At 57.0% G+C, this 17,606-nt stretch carries 11 protein-coding genes and 1 pseudogene; 4 read left to right on the forward strand and 8 right to left on the reverse strand.

Features of this window, described 5'->3' with window-relative positions; all coding sequences use genetic code 11:
- Window positions 1-3 precede the first annotated feature (3 nt).
- The 5 genes from AUC61_RS03860 to coaBC all read right to left on the reverse strand — a co-directional run bounded on the left by AUC61_RS03860 (window position 4) and on the right by coaBC (window position 8,099).
- Window positions 4-2,568, reverse strand: coding sequence for a hypothetical protein (locus AUC61_RS03860; RefSeq protein ID WP_243244533.1), 2,565 nt, complete (start codon window positions 2,566-2,568; stop codon window positions 4-6).
- A gap of 230 nt (window positions 2,569-2,798) precedes the next feature.
- Window positions 2,799-3,704 carry an acetylglutamate kinase gene (gene argB / locus AUC61_RS03865; RefSeq protein ID WP_243244534.1) on the reverse strand — a complete coding sequence of 302 codons (906 nt, stop codon included), beginning with the start codon at window positions 3,702-3,704 and terminating at the stop codon, window positions 2,799-2,801.
- 28 nt (window positions 3,705-3,732) lie between these two features.
- Complete coding sequence (locus AUC61_RS26485) at window positions 3,733-6,330, reverse strand: phosphomannomutase/phosphoglucomutase (RefSeq protein ID WP_340163284.1); 2,598 nt, start codon at window positions 6,328-6,330, stop codon at window positions 3,733-3,735.
- A gap of 98 nt (window positions 6,331-6,428) precedes the next feature.
- Window positions 6,429-6,884: a dUTP diphosphatase gene (gene dut, locus AUC61_RS03875; protein WP_095093254.1), complete on the reverse strand. Its 456-nt coding sequence runs from the start codon at window positions 6,882-6,884 to the stop codon at window positions 6,429-6,431.
- A 6-nt stretch (window positions 6,885-6,890) separates the two neighbouring features.
- On the reverse strand, window positions 6,891-8,099 hold the full coding sequence (gene coaBC / locus AUC61_RS03880; protein ID WP_243244535.1) for a bifunctional phosphopantothenoylcysteine decarboxylase/phosphopantothenate--cysteine ligase CoaBC: 1,209 nt from the start codon (window positions 8,097-8,099) through the stop codon (window positions 6,891-6,893).
- 133 nt (window positions 8,100-8,232) lie between these two features.
- Here coaBC and radC point away from each other — a divergent pair, with 133 nt between their 5' ends.
- Entirely contained in the window at window positions 8,233-8,907 is a 675-nt protein-coding gene (gene radC, locus AUC61_RS03885) for a RadC family protein (RefSeq protein ID WP_243244536.1), read from the forward strand.
- Window positions 8,908-9,069: 162 nt separating this feature from the next.
- Here the strand turns inward: radC and AUC61_RS03890 are convergent, their stop codons facing one another.
- Window positions 9,070-9,642: a xanthine phosphoribosyltransferase gene (locus tag AUC61_RS03890; RefSeq protein WP_243244537.1), complete on the reverse strand. Its 573-nt coding sequence runs from the start codon at window positions 9,640-9,642 to the stop codon at window positions 9,070-9,072.
- Window positions 9,643-9,686: 44 nt separating this feature from the next.
- Entirely contained in the window at window positions 9,687-11,696 is a 2,010-nt protein-coding gene (gene rep, locus AUC61_RS03895; protein ID WP_122667324.1) for a DNA helicase Rep, read from the reverse strand.
- A gap of 217 nt (window positions 11,697-11,913) precedes the next feature.
- On the opposite strand from rep, the gene AUC61_RS03900 reads away from it, so the two are divergent.
- Entirely contained in the window at window positions 11,914-13,584 is a 1,671-nt protein-coding gene (locus AUC61_RS03900) for a putative bifunctional diguanylate cyclase/phosphodiesterase (protein WP_243244538.1), read from the forward strand.
- Between the two features lie 208 nt (window positions 13,585-13,792).
- Here AUC61_RS03900 and AUC61_RS03905 read toward each other — a convergent pair whose 3' ends face one another.
- Entirely contained in the window at window positions 13,793-15,175 is a 1,383-nt protein-coding gene (locus tag AUC61_RS03905; protein ID WP_243244539.1) for a NorM family multidrug efflux MATE transporter, read from the reverse strand.
- 157 nt (window positions 15,176-15,332) lie between these two features.
- Between AUC61_RS03905 and AUC61_RS03910 the strand changes: the two genes are divergently transcribed.
- Window positions 15,333-16,256 carry a LysR substrate-binding domain-containing protein gene (locus tag AUC61_RS03910; RefSeq protein ID WP_243244540.1) on the forward strand — a complete coding sequence of 308 codons (924 nt, stop codon included), beginning with the start codon at window positions 15,333-15,335 and terminating at the stop codon, window positions 16,254-16,256.
- Window positions 16,257-16,451: 195 nt separating this feature from the next.
- Window positions 16,452-17,573: pseudogene (locus AUC61_RS26560) on the forward strand (Cache 3/Cache 2 fusion domain-containing protein); the annotation flags it as partial.
- Window positions 17,574-17,606 lie beyond the last annotated feature (33 nt).

Raw genomic sequence — 17,606 nt, forward strand, 5'->3', positions numbered from 1 at the left:
AACTCAAGCCGAGGCAGCAGGTGCTGCGGCCAGTAGCCCCCCCTCTAGCGCCGGACCATATGGCTGCCCGGATACGGTATTGATGAGGTAGGTCCTGACGGAACCGCTGATAGCAGGAACCTCACGAACCGGCACATCACGAACACCGTTGCTCATCATGACTAACCGGTCGCCGAACGCCACAGGCCGCCATTTATCAGGACTTGCGGCGGACTCCAGGCCATTGATGTAAGCAAACTCTCCAGGCCTTCCCAGTGTTTGCCCGACAGCTTCGTGCAGCTTGTACGTTGATTTGAGTAGTAACGCAGCCATAGCGATAAAGGGCCCCACTCGATATAAAAATCCGTCGAATGGGTTCAAACCACGCAGGTAAGAAGTCCCTGCACCGGAGAGGAAGTTGCCGGTCGCCTTTGCCACTGCGGGGAGGCGGAAGGCAATAACAGGCGCGCCGGCGTTCAAAACCAATGACACAAAGCCTTTGGCAAATTTGAAAGCAGGCGAGGCAAGAATCAAACCGACGTCAATCGCACAAGCGATGACTGGCGTCTCATTATTTTGTACTGCGTTGAAGCAGCTAAGCCCGGGAATAAATACCGCCAACATGCGCAATGCCGGTGGATAGTTTGCGGTGACGTACTCAGAGCCCGTCTGCCGCCTATTCTCCTTGAGCCAGGACGCCTTATTAAAAAACAGGTGAGTGGCGGCAACACTGTCCCCAAAGCTTTTGAACCTGGGTGACATCAATGAGCAGGCCGAAGGTACAGGATGCACACCACTTGGTAGCCCACTATGCAGATTTACCGGGATCACACTGCTCATGACTTTGTATGCCGGGTCTGCAAACTTGTCATAAGCATTCCAATCCACAGGCAACTGCCCAGCTGGCCGACGGATTTTATCGGCCCCCCTGAGTATCAGACCGCCATCAGGCAAATGGGAGAGACCTGGGTGCCGCTCCACGATGCCCAGCATCGGGAATACTTCATAGGCAAAAGAATCACCACCGTGCCTGCAAACAATAATAAAACCAGCCCGCCCGCGCTTTAGCTCACGGTCCTGTCGAGTTTCCTTAGTAACGGGTATGCCGGTTTCTTGCTCCAGAGCATAAATATCGACTCTTCCGTGTTCAACGGCCAGCCTGTCGGCATACGGAATGTCGCCGAGCAGCATTTCGATCAGGCAGGAGTAGGCGCTCTGCACATCGCGAACATAACTATCAAATGCCTCCCGGTAGAGGGCGTCGACATCAATCCCCTTCAGCAGCTCAATCTGCCCGGCATAAAACTCCTCATAAAATTCCTTCTGAGAATTCAGACTGGATGGAATGATCGGTTCAAATTGATCTGTCCCGTTTTTCATGAATCCTGCAATGAACACATCGAGCAAATAAAACTCGCCTGAGGGTATACGGGGCGAGGGGTTGCGAAGTGAATATTCAACTGTTTTCCAGAACGTCGTCGGCCGCATGGTAAGACGCAGTAAAGCTTTAGAGTTGAACACCCCAAGCACTTCATTGAATTTCTTTAAACCAATATCCGGCCGGTCCGGCACTTTGCGCAGCAGCGTACTGACAGCAGTTGCCACCTTGTGTTGGTAAGCGTCTAGAGCTTCCATGGCGATCTGAATTTCAGAAACGGAATAGTCCGACGAGACTTTGACAGGCAAAACATTGCTGGCGATAGCCCATTGAAGCGCAGGCGCTATACGCGTCTGAAGAATAAGGTCTCTCTCGCTCTGGGTTGCCGCAGAATGACTCATCTTGAGAGGTATATTCAGCAACTGCTCGTAGCCCAGAGTCTGCGACGAACCCGGAGAGAGGGATTCAGCCAACGCAACACCATGGGCAAAGTTAACCCACACGCCATTGCCGTAGCGCAGAGCATCAGGTGTGCCCGTTACAACCAGATGAGGAGCCAAAGGCGCCAGGATGTAGGCGGCCAGGCGAGCCGCGCATCTAGTGCGCTTCCCCTGAACGTCGCGCGTCCTCCATGAAAGGACTCTTTCGAAATCACCCTGAATCGTTGATAACGGTACCCCCCAATTCTCTGGTTTGCCAAGCTCATACCCAGCAACATATCCCGGCTTTCGATTTTCCGGAGGGTCAAGCTCCAGAATCAGCGCCTTCCACACCAGCTGCCTGATAATCATCGGATCAACAGATTCGTTATCTGCCGCCCCATACCAGCCCAACACCGTATTCAGCCGACGGCCTATTGCCTGGCCTTGTGCACTGTCTAACATATCGTCCAGCAACTGCTTGACTTGCTTGTCAGACATATTCGAAGCATCAGCATCTGCCAGACGTCTCCAGGACAACAACTGCAGCAGGCTTGTCAGCTCAAATTCAACGGCAGCCACGCCACTGCCTTGAGCCTCAAGGATAGGTATTGCCTCTAGCCGGGTTGCTGCACTTTGCTCTTGCACATAAGCACGAACGGTTGTCTGGATAAGCTCCAATTGGACCGGGCTTAGCAGTGGCGTCAACGCATTCACTCCATATGCCCGCTGGGGCTGAGCCTCTTGCTGTGATGTGGTTGATGGTGAAGCAGGGTTTATAGGCGTGTTCATCTAGATGTTCTCGATATGAGGAAAGTCTCCCGACGTTCCCCGATCGCGAACAAATGGTATGCAGGTCATTTCAACGGCTAAGCAGCGGTATTTCGTAATCGTGGGTCGGGGGTTTCTTTGAACAGCCAAAGCACACCCGTCATGGAGGGGCATCGACCCAGGGCCCGGACGACAGACATAAAAAAACCCCACCGCAGACCGGCAGGGCTTTGATAGAGCGTAGCGCTTGATCAGTGACGTTTGCGGTTGCTGATCAAGGTACCCACACCGGTGTCGGTAAAGATTTCCAGCAGCACCGCATTCGGTACTCGACCGTCAATGATGTGCGAGGTGGTCACGCCGCCTTGCACCGCTTCCAGCGCGCATTTGATCTTCGGCAGCATGCCGCCGTAGATCGTGCCATCGGCGATCAGGCCGCTGACCTGCTCGGTGGTCAAACCGGTCAGCACCTGCCCTTGCTTGTCCATCAGGCCGGCAATGTTGGTCAGCAGCATCAGCTTTTCAGCCTTGAGGGCTTCAGCGACTTTGCCTGCTACCAGGTCGGCGTTGATGTTGTAGGACTCACCGTCAGCCCCCACGCCAATCGGCGCGATCACCGGGATGAAATCACCTTTTACCAGCATGTTCAGCAGGTCGGTGTTGATGCCGACCACTTCGCCAACATGGCCGATATCAATGATTTCAGGCTTGGTCATTTCCGGCGTCTGACGTGTAACGGTCAGGCGTTTGGCGCGAATAAGCTCCGCGTCTTTACCGGTCAGGCCGATGGCGCTGCCGCCATGACGGTTGATCAGGTTGACGATGTCCTTGTTGACCTGGCCGCCCAGAACCATTTCCACCACGTCCATGGTTTGCGAGTCGGTGACCCGCATACCATCGATGAAGTGACTCTCGATCGACAACCGCTTGAGCAGATCACCGATCTGAGGCCCCCCGCCGTGAACCACCACCGGGTTGATGCCAACAGCCTTCATCAACACGATGTCGCGCGCAAAGCCGGTTTTCAGCTCGTCGCTCTCCATGGCGTTACCGCCGTACTTGATCACCAGCGTTTTGCCAACAAAACGGCGAATGTATGGCAGCGCTTCGGACAATACTTTGGCGACGTTGGCGGCGGAATCACGTTCGAGGGTCATTCAAGGCTCCAGTCAAAGGAAAAAACAATCAGAACGGAAGTTGAAGGTCCGGCGCAACCTTTTTCAGTTCGGCGTGGAACACATCCTTGATGCGTTGCAGCTCGGCTTCTGTTTCGGCCTCAAAACGCAGCACCAGTACCGGTGTTGTGTTGGAAGCGCGAACCAGGCCCCAGCCTTTTGGATAGTCCACTCGCACGCCGTCAATGGTGGTCAGCTTGGCATCGCCCCACTGAGCATCTTTCTCCAGAGCTTCTATGATGCTGAACTTGGTGGTATCAGTCACTTTGATGTTGATTTCAGGGGTCGAAATGTCGTTCGGGAACGTCTCGAACAGGTCTTCAGCCGACTGCGACTCCTGGCTGAGGATCTCCAGCAGGCGCGCAGCACTGTAAATACCGTCGTCAAAACCGAACCAACGCTCTTTGAAGAAGATGTGGCCGCTCATTTCGCCCGCGAGCAGCGCGCCGCTTTTCTTCATCTCTTTCTTGATCAACGAATGACCGGTCTTCCACATTACCGGGCGGCCGCCATGCTTTTGAATCAGTGGCGTCAGGCGGCGGGTGCATTTGACGTCGAAGATGATGTCGGCGCCTGGATTGCGCTTGAGCACGTCCAGTGCGAACAACATCAACAAGCGATCCGGGTACACCACATTACCTTTGTTGGTCACAACGCCAACGCGGTCGCCGTCGCCGTCGAAGGCCAGACCCAGATCGGCGCCGGTTTCATTAACCTTGGCGATCAGGTCCTGCAGGTTTTCCAGTTTGCCCGGATCCGGGTGGTGGTTAGGGAAGTTACCGTCGACCTCTGCGAACAGCGAGATGACTTCGCAACCCAGCGCTTCAATGAGCTGTGGAGCAATAACACCAGCGGCGCCGTTACCGCAGTCCACCACGACTTTCAGCTTGCGGGCCATAACGATGTCATCTTTGATCTGCTTGAAGTAGCGATCAAGGATGTCGACCTTGGTGATGCTGCCTTTTGCAGCAGTCAGGTTGCCAGTCTTGATACGCTCATGCAGCGCCTGGATCTGCTCGTTGGCCAGAGTATCGCCCGCGATGACGATCTTGAAGCCATTGTAATCCTTGGGGTTGTGGCTGCCGGTCAGCATCACACCGGTCTTGCCAGCAAGCACGTTGGCGGCGTAGTACAAGGCGGGCGTTGGCACCAGGCCAACATCGCTGACGTGACAACCGCTGTCGTGCAGGCCTTGAATCAATTGCTGCACCAGCTCCGGACCGGAGAGGCGTCCGTCACGACCAACGCTGACGTTGGGCTCATTCTGCGCCAGGCTTTCGGAGCCAATAGCGCGACCAATCCAATAGGCTGTTTCGGCGCTAAGGGTGTCGCCCACGATGCCGCGGATGTCATAGGCGCGGAAAATATCGTCAGGAAATTTTGGTGCCACGGATGCTGGACTGCTCATAACTGGGGGGTGCTCCGATCTCAGGAAGTCCTGGTTTTCGTCGAGGATGTCGATATCGAGAATGTCGGTATCTTGAAACAGCGGATCGGTCCAGGCGCCGCCAGTGGCGGAGCGTGAACCCGATGCTGAAGCACTACGTGTCTTTGAATCGGTCTTATTGAAGCCGGGAGCCAAGCCTGACTCATCCTTCTTATCAACGATTTCCGTTACCGGTTGTTGAAGGGAAGGCGAAAAACAGGCGAGACGTCTGGCCAGCCCATTGAGGACCGGCAGGCCCAAACCGAAGGGTTTGACGGCTTTTCCGCTGGAGAGTTCTTGAAGCAGTTGATCCAGTTGTCGGACATCGGCGCAAATGTGCCGTTGTAGAGCCCTTTCGTTGAGGTAAAGCCCCAGTAAAACACCTGCCAGCGCAACCAATACAGCCAGCGTCAGCAGCACCCATGGCGGCGAAAAATCCAGCGCCGGACCGGGTGTGAACTCCAGTTTCCAGTTTGCATAACCGGTGTCCAGCCGTTGCGGTTTAGCGCCATCCGCTTCGCCTCGCTGCAGCAAAACCTGCTCGGGACCATTACCAAACTGCTGGATCAAACGTATCCGGCCCGTGGATTCGGGCAAGGCAGGCAACGCATTGAGCAAGCGCTGCGGATCGAAGGCCAGCAACAGCGTGCCGCTGACCGACGCCGCTGGGTCGGAGCGCACGGGCGCCGCGCTATAGATCATCCAGCGCTCGCCCACTGCGCGAGCCTCAGGCACTGGATGCTCACCGCTTGCAGCTTTGTTGAGCATGTCCAATGTGGAGAAGCTGACAGGCAATGCGCCTTTAGTGTCGATATCCGACATGCCTAAAGGATTGAGACGCGCGCCCAGCACACCGTCGCGAAACCGCAGCCGGTTTTGTGCTTCTTCAATCAGGGAAGGGTTACCGCTTTGCAGTGCTTGCACCAGCGCAGGATCATGGGCCGCGGCCTGCGTCTCGGCGTCAATCTGCTTCAGCGCTTGAGCCACCGACGACGCCTGGCTACTACCCCAGGCTTGTTCCAGATGCTCACGCCCCTGTGGATTGCTGGTCAGCGCGAGATAGACCAGAGCGCTGGCAATGATCAAGGCGGCGAGCGCGGGGAAAAGACCTGGCGAGAGCGCAGTCAGACTCGCTGCGGCAGGTTGGGTATCGAACACTTCATGCTGTTGGCTGCCTTGCACCTGAACGCTCCCAGGTCATTCATCCTGAAACTGGACAGTCACTTACTCGATACCGAGTAGCCATAAGACTACCGGGTATCGAGTTATCGGCTCAAAGGTCAGTGGCTACCTGAATGACCGAAACCGCCAGCACCGCGTTGGCTTTCGTCGAACTCTTCAACCAGTTCGAAGTGCGCTTGCACCACCGGCACCAGCACCAGTTGGGCAATGCGCTCGCCAATGGAAATATTGAAAGCGGTCTGCCCGCGATTCCAGCAGGAGACCATCAGCTCGCCCTGATAATCGGAGTCAATCAGACCTACCAGATTACCCAGCACAATGCCGTGTTTGTGACCCAGCCCGGAACGCGGCAGGATCAGAGCCGCTAGCCCCGGATCGCCGATATAGATCGACAACCCTGTCGGGATCAGCAAGGTCTGGCCCGGCTCTAGAACAGTGTCCTCTTTGAGCATGGCGCGCAGGTCGAGCCCGGCAGAACCGACAGTGGCGTAAGCGGGCAAAGGAAATTCGCTGCCAATGCGAGGGTCGAGGATCTTGGCTTGTAGAGCGTGCATTCGTAATTAAACCTGGTTCATTCGTTCGGCAATAAAAGTGATCAGCTGGCGGGCAATCTTGCCCTTGCTGGTCTGGGCGAAAAGCGTAGCGTGCAGTGCTCGATCAATCACGCTGCAAGCGTTCTCTTCACTATTGAAGCCGATGCTGGGGTTGGCAACATCGTTGGCGACGATCAGATCAAGGTTTTTGTCCTTGAGCTTGCGTGCAGCATAGTCGAGCAAGTGTTCGGTTTCAGCGGCAAAACCGACACTGAACGGGCGGTCTGGACGGGTTGCGATAGTGGCAAGAATGTCCGGGTTGCGGACCATCTGCAGCAACAGGCCGTCGCCCGTGGACGGGTCTTTCTTCAGTTTGTGCGGGGCAACCACTTCGGGGCGGTAATCCGCGACCGCTGCGGATGCGATGAACAAATCGCAGGGGATCGCGGCCTCACAGGCGGCCAGCATGTCACGGGCACTCACCACGTCGATACGCGATACGCGATCTGGAGTCGGCAGGTTGACCGGCCCGGTGATCAGGGTAACGCGCGCACCAGCCTCTACAGCGGCCTCAGCGAGAGCGAAACCCATTTTGCCGGAACTGTGATTGGTGATGTATCGCACCGGATCGATGTTTTCCTGGGTCGGACCGGCCGTAATCAGCACGTGCTTGCCGGTCAGAGACAGACGCTGGAAGCAATCGGCGGCGGACTGGGCCAGATCATCGGGTTCAAGCATGCGCCCGAAGCCGACATCACCACAGGCCTGACTGCCGGAAGCCGGGCCGAATATGCGGAAATCACGCTCTTCCAGCAGGCGAGTATTGGCCTGCACAGAGGCGTCGCGCCACATCGCCTGATTCATCGCCGGGGCAATAGCCACGATTGCGTCGGTAGCCAGAACAATGGTGGTCAACAGGTCGTTGGCAATGCCTTGGGCCAAACGCGCGATCAGGTCCGCAGTACCAGGTGCGACAAGAATCAGATCGGCCCATTTGGCCAGCTCGATATGCCCCATCGCAGCTTCTGCGGCCGGGTCTAGCAAATCCAGATGAACCGGATGCCCGGAAAGGGCCTGCATGGTCAGCGGAGTGATGAACTCGGCACCACCTCGGGTCATGACGACACGCACTTCAGCACCCTGGTCACGCAAGCGTCGAACCAGTTCTGCGCTCTTGTAGGCCGCGATACCGCCGCCAACGCCAAGAACAATGCGTTTCCGATACAGCCGCTGCATAGGCCTGCCTTTTAGTCGAGTGATACGCAACGGCGATGGACGTTTCCCCAGGCCGATCGCCGCGCAAAAAAGATGGGCTAAGATAGCACAGCGACCGTGCTGGAACAGCGGTCCCCACACACATGGAGGTGGTATGAGTATTCGCAACTGGCCTGCGGCCGAACGCCCGCGTGAGCGGCTGCTGGAGCTAGGTTCGGCGAGCCTGTCCGATGCAGAGCTACTGGCGATTTTCCTGCGTACCGGCGTGGCCGGAAAAAGCGCTGTAGACCTGGCCCGTCACCTGTTGAATCAATTCGGCGGGCTGCGACCGTTACTGGATGCTGACCTGACGACGTTCAGCTCACATCTGGGGCTAGGGCCCGCCAAATTCGCGCAGCTACAGGCCGTCATGGAAATGGCCCGACGGCACATGGCGGAATCCCTGAAGCGCGATTCCGCTCTGGAAAGCCCTGAACAGGTGCGTAACTACCTCAAGGCGCTGTTACGTCATGAGCCCCATGAGGTCTTCGGCTGCCTGTTTCTGGACAACAAGCACCGGGTTCAGGCTTTCGAAATCCTGTTCCACGGTTCGATCAACACCGCACACGTGCATCCCCGGCAAGTCGTCAAACGCGCCATGGTGCACAACTCTGCCAGCCTGATCCTCTGCCACAACCACCCCTCGGGCGTCACCGATGCCAGCCAGGCGGATATCGACCTGACCAAGCGGCTGCGCGATGCCTTGTGGCTGATCGACGTGAAAGTGCTGGATCACCTGATCATCGGTGATGGTGATCCGCTGTCGATGGTGGAATGCGGGTTGATGTAGGCGAGACAAAGCGGCATTCCCCCTGTAGGAGTGAGCTTGCTCGCGATAGCGGTCTTTCAATCAAATATCCCGTGACTGACAGACCGCTATCGCGAGCAGGCTCACTCCTACAGGGATGCATTTCAATTCATTGAATTGGGTGTTGTTTGTTAAGCAATTCAATCATTCAACAAACGTCACAACCCCATCCGCCAGGGATTTAACCCGGGCCAGGGACTCGACGCGATAACCCTGTGCGTCCAGCTCGGCGCGGCCGCCCTGGAAGGATTTTTCGATCACGATACCCAACCCGGCAACGGTTGCACCGGCTTGTTTGATGATCGAAATCAGCGCCTGTGACGCCTTACCGTTGGCCAGGAAGTCATCGATGATCAGCACCTTGTCACTGCTGGTCAGATGACGAGGTGAGATGGCGACGGTGCTTTCGGTCTGCTTGGTGAAGGAATACACCGTGGCCGACAGCAGATTTTCTGTGAGGGTCAACGACTGATGTTTGCGGGCGAAGATCACCGGCACACCCAGTTTCAAACCGGTCATCACCGCAGGCGCAATGCCTGAAGCCTCAATAGTGACAATCTTGGTGACGCCTGAATCTGCGAACAAGGCTGCAAACTCGTCGCCGATTTGCTGCATCAGCACCGGGTCGATCTGATGATTGAGAAACGCATCGACTTTCAATACCTGATCGGAAAGTACGATGCCTTCTGCGCGAATCTTCTGATGCAATGCTTCCACGTCGCTTCCTCGGGTGCGCGAATCTGCGCAATGAATAGTAGGAGTTATTTTTTCAACATCGCGCGGATGTCCGCCAATGCGGTATTACCCCGCACCGCCTTCACTTCGGTCGGGGTATCGTCATTGCCTTCCCAGGCCAAATCGTCAGGGGGCAGCTCATCAAGGAAACGGCTAGGCGAGCAATCAATGATCTCCCCGTACTGCTTACGCTTGGCAGCAAAGGTGAACGCCAGTGTCTGCCGCGCCCGGGTAATGCCCACGTAAGCCAGACGGCGTTCTTCCTCGATGGTATCGGCTTCGATACTGGAGCGGTGAGGGAGAATTTCTTCTTCCATGCCCATGATAAAAACGTACGGAAACTCCAGGCCCTTGGAGGCGTGAAGCGTCATCATCTGCACGCCCTCCGCGCCATCCTCTTCCTCCTGCTGACGCTCAAGCATGTCGCGCAGAACCAGCTTGCCGATAGCCTCCTCGATGGTCATTTCGCCTTCTTCGTCTTTTTCGAGGGTGTTTTTCAACGCCTCGATCAAGAACCAGACGTTGCCCATACGGTAATCGGCGGCCTTATCGCTAGAGCTGTTCTGGCGCAGCCAGTTCTCGTAATCGATGTCCATGACCATGCTGCGCAGCGCCGCGATCGGGTCGTTCTGCGCACACTGCTGGCGTACGCCATCCATCCAGCGCTTGAAGCGCTGCAAACGGTCGGTGTAACGGCTGTCCAGATGCGCGCCCAGGCCGATTTCATCGGTGGCGGCGTACATCGAAATTTTTCGCTCGGTGGCGTAGTTACCGAGTTTCTCCAGCGTCGTCGAACCGATCTCCCGCCGCGGCACGTTGATCACCCGCAGGAAGGCGTTGTCGTCATCCGGGTTAACAAGCAAGCGGAAGTAGGCCATCAGGTCTTTCACTTCCTGACGCCCGAAGAAGCTATTACCGCCGGACAAACGATACGGCACCTGGTGGTGCTGCAATTTCAGCTCGATCAGTTTGGCCTGATAGTTACCTCGGTACAGGATCGCAAAATCGCTATAAGGCCGGTCAGTACGCAAGTGCAGGCTGAGAATTTCCACGGCTACGCGCTCGGCCTCGGCATCTTCATTGCGGCAACGGATCACGCGGATCTCATCACCATGCCCCATCTCACTCCACAGCTGTTTTTCAAAGTCGTGTGGGTTGTTGGAGATGAGCACGTTGGCGCAGCGCAAAATACGGCTGGTCGAGCGGTAGTTCTGTTCAAGCATGACCACTTTCAGTGATGGGTAGTCTTCCTTGAGCAGCATCAGGTTTTCCGGACGCGCGCCGCGCCAGGCATAGATCGACTGGTCGTCGTCGCCTACCACGGTGAACTGATTGCGCATGCCGATCAGCAGCTTTACCAGCAGGTACTGGCTGGCGTTGGTGTCCTGATATTCGTCCACCAGCAGATAGCGAACCTTGTTCTGCCACTTTTCCAGAATGTCTGCGTGTTCCTGAAACAGTTTTACCGGCAACAGAATCAGGTCGTCGAAGTCCACCGCGTTATACGCCTTGAGCGTGCGCTGGTAGTGGGTGTAAACGATGGCGGCGGTCTGTTCCTTGGGGTTGCGGGCATTTTCCAGCGCCTCTGCGGGCAGGATCAGGTCGTTTTTCCAGGAGCCGATCATGTTCTTGATCTCGTCGACGCCGTCGTCGCCCGAGTATTCCTTCTGCATGATGTCGGTCATCAGGGCTTTAACGTCGGTCTCGTCGAAGATCGAAAAGCCCGGCTTGTAGCCCAGCCGCACGTGCTCCTTGCGGATGACGTTGAGGCCCAGGTTGTGAAACGTCGAGACGGTCAGGCCGCGACCTTCACCCGCGCGCAGCAACGTGCCAACACGCTCTTTCATCTCGCGGGCGGCCTTGTTGGTAAAGGTCATGGCAACGATGTATTGGGCGCGGATGCCGCAGTTCTGGATCAGGTGGGCGATCTTGCGCGTGATCACACTGGTCTTGCCGGAGCCTGCACCGGCGAGCACCAAAAGAGGGCCGCCGACGTAGTTCACGGCTTCTTGTTGCCGAGGATTGAGTCGGGACATATCAGGAAGAGGATCACTAACGAAATGGGCGGGCATTTTAGCAGGCTATGGCGATTGTGCAGCGACCGTCCGCCAATGAGTGACGTCTTATGTCGCGCGCAGCTATCTAATTTTTTTGGTTTTGTTACATTTGCGCATCCGAATGCTGAATTATCGCTCTGTTTGGCCCTCTTTCCCGGGCCTTCTGTTTGTCTCTTTTCGAGTCTAGGGAGCTAGCTTGCCTACGCCTGTCCAACCCTTGCGGTTGTTAGTGCTGGCCCACGAGCCGGAATGGCTGGTATTGCTGCGCAGTTGCCTGAAGCCTGAGCAGAATCAGGAAAATCTGTTGTCCTTCTCGCACTGGAACGACATCAGTGCCTCGTTAATCGACGATCAACCGACCGTATTGCTCACCACACCAGAATTACAGCCGCCACCAGGTCGCTGCAATCTGCCGGTGGTCATGCTGCTTGAAGAAGAACCGCTGATCCCGCCACTTGGCGCCAGTGACTGGCTGATTCGTAGCGAGTTGACGCCTGCAACGTTACGCAGTTGCCTGCGCCATGTGAATGAGCGCGCGCTGCTGGAAAACACCCTGCAGCGCCTGGCCGAGCAAGACACGCTGACCGGCATCGCCAATCGTCAGGGTTTCCAGACCCTGCTGGCGGCACGTCTGCTGGAAAACGACGGGCGCGGCCTTGCGCTAGGCCATCTCGATCTGGACAACTTCCGTCGCGCCAACGACGCACTGGGTCATCAGGCCGGCGACCGGCTGATCTTGCAGGTAGTGGCTCGACTCAAAGGGCAGCTGGAAGTCGGCGACCAGATCGCTCGCCTGGGCAGCGACGAATTTGCACTGCTGATCGACACTCGTCGCGCTCCAGGGCGCGCGGAGTGGATGGCTGAACGCATCACCGAAGCCCTGTCCGAGCCGTACTGGGTCGACGGCGAAAGCTTGCTCATCGGCTGCAGTCTGGGGATTGCTCATTCCCGTGCCGAGGCGGGTGCGGACCCGTTGATGTGGCACGCGCACATCGCCATGCAGCAGGCCAAAGGTATTCAAGGCTGCACCTTTCACGTCTTCAACGACCGGCTGAATCGCAATGCCCGTAGCCTTGCCGACCTGGAGGGCGAGTTGCGGCGGGCGTTACGGCGCGACGAGCTGGAATTGCACTACCAGCCAAGGCTCTGCATGACCAGTGGACGCATTGTCGGGCTGGAAGCACTGGTGCGCTGGCGTCACCAGGAGCGAGGTTTGCTACCGCCCAGTGAATTTGTACCGCTGGCCGAACAAAGCGGATTGATCGTGCCGCTGGGTTACTGGGTGATCTCCCGGGCGCTGCGCGACATGCAGGCGTTGCTTGAGCGAGGCCTGCCGCAGTTGCACATGGCGATAAACCTGTCATTCCGTCAGTTTCAGGACAACCAATTGCTGGCGACATTAGGCCGACTGATTACCGAGCGCGGCATTGATGCGCAATGGCTTGAGTTCGAACTGACTGAAACCGCCGTCATGCGCCGCAGCGATCTGGTCAAACAGACCATGGACGCTCTCGGACGCCTGGGTGTACGGTTTTCGCTGGACGACTTCGGCACAGGGTTTTCATCGTTCGTCCATCTCAACAACCTGCCCATTACCCTGCTGAAGATCGACAAGAGCTTCGTGGGTGAAATGGAGCAGCGCGAAGAAAACCGCAAGCTGGTCCACGCAATGATCAACCTGGCCCATAACCTGAGCCTGGAAGTGGTCGCCGAAGGTGTCGAAACATCTGAGCAACTGGCACTGCTGCGCAGCTATGGCTGCGATCAGGTTCAGGGCTACCTGATCAGCAAACCACTGCCGTTGCCGGAATTGGTCAAGTACCTGACCTTCGATCAGCAAGCGCCCGGGGCGTTGAGCGGGGTTTGAGGTTGATGCTCACATCAATCGTGGATTTGCCTATGTCCCTGACACCGCTATCGCGCAGCAAACGGGGAACTGTAGGAGTGAGCTTGCTCGCGATTTGGTCTTGATTGAAGAATATATTGCCTGAACTCACGCTATCGCGAGCAAGCTCACTCCTACAGGATCGTGTTTGTTCCGCGACAGCGGTGGTAAACAGGCAATCAAGTCTCACTTACCCCATCACCGGCACCGCCGCAGCCTCCCGGCGTAACAGCTTCGAGGTCTTTCTTTCGAAGGCCCAGGTCAGCGCAATCGCTGAGCACAGCAGCCCCAATGCCAGCCCCCACCAGACGCCCTCGGCACCGTGGTTGGTGTAAAAACCAAATATCCACGCTGCCGGTGCTGCAACCAGCCAGTAACTGGCGAGCCCGATAAGGAAGGTGGTCCGCGCATCCTTGAAGCCACGGATCGCGCCCATCGCGATGGTTTGCGCGCCGTCGAGAATTTCAAACCAGGCGGCAATCGCCAGCAGCTTGACCGTCAGCTCGACGATGTCGGCGAATTTCGGGTCATTGATATCCAGGAACAGACCGATGACCAGGTGCGGTGCCAGCCAGAACAACATCCCGAACATCAGCATCACCACAGAGCCAAAGGCTATGCCTGCGCGCCCGGCAGTTCGGGCCAACAACAGATTACCCGCGCCGTAGTGCTGACCAATGCGCATGGTGACTGCGTAGGAAATCCCCACCGGAATCATGAACGCCATCGACACTGACTGCAGAGCGATCTGATGCGCTGCCATTTGCGTGCTGCCCATGGCTCCCATGCAAAAAGCCGCGAAGGTGAACAGGCCGACTTCAACCGCGTAAGTCCCGCCGATTGGCAAGCCCAGCCGCCACAACTCTTTGAGATGGCTGCGCGAAAGCTGCCAGAAACCCTCGCGGATCGGATAGGCCGCGTAAGCAGGATGTCGACGGATATGCAGCGCAAGAATCACCGCCATCCCGTTGGTCACCACTGCCGTCACCAGACCAATGCCCATCAGGCCCAGATTCGGCAGCCCGAACACTTCATGGATAAAGGCGTAGTTGAGGACGAAGTTGGCAATCGCACCACCCAGACTGATCGCCATGACAGGGCCTGCACGCCCCAATGCACTGGTAAAGCCGCGCAAGGCCATGAACGTCAACAGACCGGGTAACGCCAGTGGCAAGGTGATCAAGAATTGACCTGCCATGTGCACGTTGGATTCGGTTTGGCCGAAATGCAGCAAGATGGGCTCAAGGTTCCACAGGATCAGCATGGCAATCAATGCCATGCCCCACGCCAGCCAGACACCGGCCTGAACCAGTTGCGCAGCGCCTTTGCTGTCTCCCGCGCCGTGCCTGATAGCCACCAGCGTGCCGACTGCGGCCATGACGCCGACGCAGAAAAACGAAATGAAGTTGTAAGTCGCAGCGCCCAAACCACCGCCCGCCAAGGCCTCCGGGCCGATATGGCCCATCATCACCGTGTCGGTGAAAACCATCAGCATGTGCGCCATCTGTGAAGCGATCAGCGGCCCGGCAAGGCGCAGGATGATCCAGAGTTCTTTGATGGCAGGTTGTTGCATGGCGCGACGCTCGATTTCAGGGGGCAGTTATGAGCCGCCCATTCTCATCAGTTACGTGCGCGGGCACAAAGGGATAAATAAGATCGTTAGCATGAGTAAAACTCATCTCTTGGTTTTTTAGCTAAGATTGGCCTTCCCCGCAGCAGGAGCGTTCTGAATGCCTCGTAGTCTTCCACCTCTTTATGCACTGCGCGCATTTGAAGCGGCTGCGCGGCACAGTTCATTTACGCGAGCAGCCGAAGAACTGTCGATCACCCAAAGTGCGGTCAGTCGGCACATTCGTACCCTGGAAGATCACTTTGCCTGCCGACTGTTTCAGCGCATCGGTCGCAATATTCAGCTCACCGAAGCCGCCCGGACCTTGCTGCCAGGCGTGCGCGACGGCTTTTCGTCTCTGGAGCGCGCCTGCAGCACGCTCTCGGTCGATGATGGGATCCTGCGCATGAAAGCGCCGCCGACCCTGACCATGCGCTGGCTGTTGGCGCGCCTCAGTCGCTTCCGTCATCTGCAGGCTGGCAATGAAGTGCAACTGACTAGCGCATGGATGGAAATCGATGTGGTGGACTTCAGTCATGAGCCTTTCGACTGCGCCGTGCTGCTCAGTCGCGGCCATCTGCCCGCCGACTGGGAGGCCATACGCCTGTTCCCCGAGTTGTTGATTCCTGTGGGCGCGCCGAATCTGGTGGACGATCAGCCTTGGAATATCGAACGCCTGGCCAGCGCCGAATTGCTGCACCCCACGCCGGACCGCAGGGACTGGCGCAGCTGGCTTGAACGCACGGGGTTATCGGAACAGGTTTCACTTAAAGGCGGGCAGGTGTTCGACACGCTGGAATTAGGTATGATCGCCGCCGCTCGCGGCTATGGGGTTTCCATGGGGGATCTACTCATGGTCGCCGAAGATGTCGCCCAGAACCGCTTGAGTCTGCCTTGGCGAACCGCTGTTTACAGCGGCGAAGACTATTATCTGGTGTGGCCAAGAACCCGACCCGGCAGCGAACGCTTGCGTCGATTGGGGGATTTTCTGCAGAGCGAAGTCAACGCCATGGAGTTGCCCGAGGTGCAAATCCTCAGGGAATAGTGGCATTGCGACACAGTTTGTAACCGAATCCTACAAAACCGGGGACCATACTCAAGTATTACGCGACAAGGCCGATGTGTAGAATTGACGCCCCCATGTACAAATTTTGTACAACCAAGGCTAACTAACTTAATTAAATTCAGCTGAACGGCTATTAGAGGTCATTGAAGACCCTCCGTTCGGCCAGGAGCCGTCATGTCCAAGCCCCGTGCCCGAATTGCTTCGCAACTCGGTATTGCTTTGGCCGTTATTCTGGCAGTTGTCATCTCAGGCAGTACTGTCTTTGCGTTGCGTTCACTGGACTCAGCCAACCTCGTCATTCGTGAAGAGCACATGGCGAGTGAGGCACGCTTGCTGGCCGACCAGCTCAACACATTTCACAGCACGCTGCGGGTCAGCACTCAGCGTTTGAGCGGGCTGTTTGAAAAGCGTTTCGCCAGCGGCCTTACCGTTCAGGCGGATCAGCCAGTCACAGTCGCCGGGGTGCAGACACCGAGCCTGATCCTTGCGGGCAGTGCGCTGAACAACAACTTCAGGGAAGTTGACGAATTCCGCCAATTGACTGAAGGCGTGGCCACAGTATTTGTGCGCAGCGGCGAAGAGTTCATCCGCATCAGCACCTCGCTGACCAAGCAGGATGGCAGCCGCGCTATCGGCACCATGCTCGACCGCAAGAACCCTGCGTACGACCGCTTGATGTCGGGCCAGAGCTACGTCGGTAAAGCCGTGCTGTTCGAGCGCTACTACATGACGCAATACACCCCCGTGAAAGACAGCTCCGGCAAAGTCATCGCGGTATTGTTCGTCGGCTTCGATTACACCGACGCGCAGAATGCCCAGTTCGAAAACCTGAAGAACTTCCGCATCGGCAAAACAGGCTCTCTGGCCCTGCTTGATGATCAGAACCGTTGGCTGGTGCCACCAGCAGGCGTACAGGCCCTTGATCAAGCCGGCAAATCAGTCGCTGAATTTGCAAAAAAGCCAGGTAAAGGCCAGTACTGGAACGACACCAGCGAAGACTTCTACAGCGTTGCGCAGCCTTTCAGCGGTGGGCCGTGGACCGTTCTGGCAAACATGCCCAAGGACGAAATCAGCGCGGTAACGTGGAATGTCGGTACGCAACTGGCAATCGGCAGCCTGTTGGCCATGTTAATTGCAGTGGGCTCCGCTATCTGGTTGCTGCGCAGCAAACTGCGCCCGCTGTCTGAACTGGTGCGTCAGGCCGAAGCACTGGGTGCCGGTGATTTGAGCGTGCGCTTGAACATCACCAGCCATGACGAAATCGGTCAACTGGCAACCAGCTTCAACAAGATGGGTGAAGCGCTGTCGACCATGGTGTCGCACATCCGC

The organism is Pseudomonas maioricensis (assembly GCF_022790535.1).
Taxonomy (GTDB): Bacteria; Pseudomonadota; Gammaproteobacteria; order Pseudomonadales; family Pseudomonadaceae; genus Aquipseudomonas; species Aquipseudomonas maioricensis.

Excerpts from the sequence above, each read along its gene's own strand:
- AUC61_RS03860 (WP_243244533.1), bottom strand. The coding sequence starts at position 2,568 with ATGAACACGCCTATAAACCCTGCTTCACCATCAACCACATCACAGCAA.
- argB (WP_243244534.1), bottom strand. The coding sequence starts at position 3,704 with ATGACCCTCGAACGTGATTCCGCCGCCAACGTCGCCAAAGTATTGTCC.
- dut (WP_095093254.1), bottom strand. The coding sequence starts at position 6,884 with ATGCACGCTCTACAAGCCAAGATCCTCGACCCTCGCATTGGCAGCGAA.
- coaBC (WP_243244535.1), bottom strand. The coding sequence starts at position 8,099 with ATGCAGCGGCTGTATCGGAAACGCATTGTTCTTGGCGTTGGCGGCGGT.
- radC (WP_243244536.1), top strand. The coding sequence starts at position 8,233 with ATGAGTATTCGCAACTGGCCTGCGGCCGAACGCCCGCGTGAGCGGCTG.
- rep (WP_122667324.1), bottom strand. The coding sequence starts at position 11,696 with ATGTCCCGACTCAATCCTCGGCAACAAGAAGCCGTGAACTACGTCGGC.
- AUC61_RS03905 (WP_243244539.1), bottom strand. The coding sequence starts at position 15,175 with ATGCAACAACCTGCCATCAAAGAACTCTGGATCATCCTGCGCCTTGCC.
- AUC61_RS03910 (WP_243244540.1), top strand. The coding sequence starts at position 15,333 with ATGCCTCGTAGTCTTCCACCTCTTTATGCACTGCGCGCATTTGAAGCG.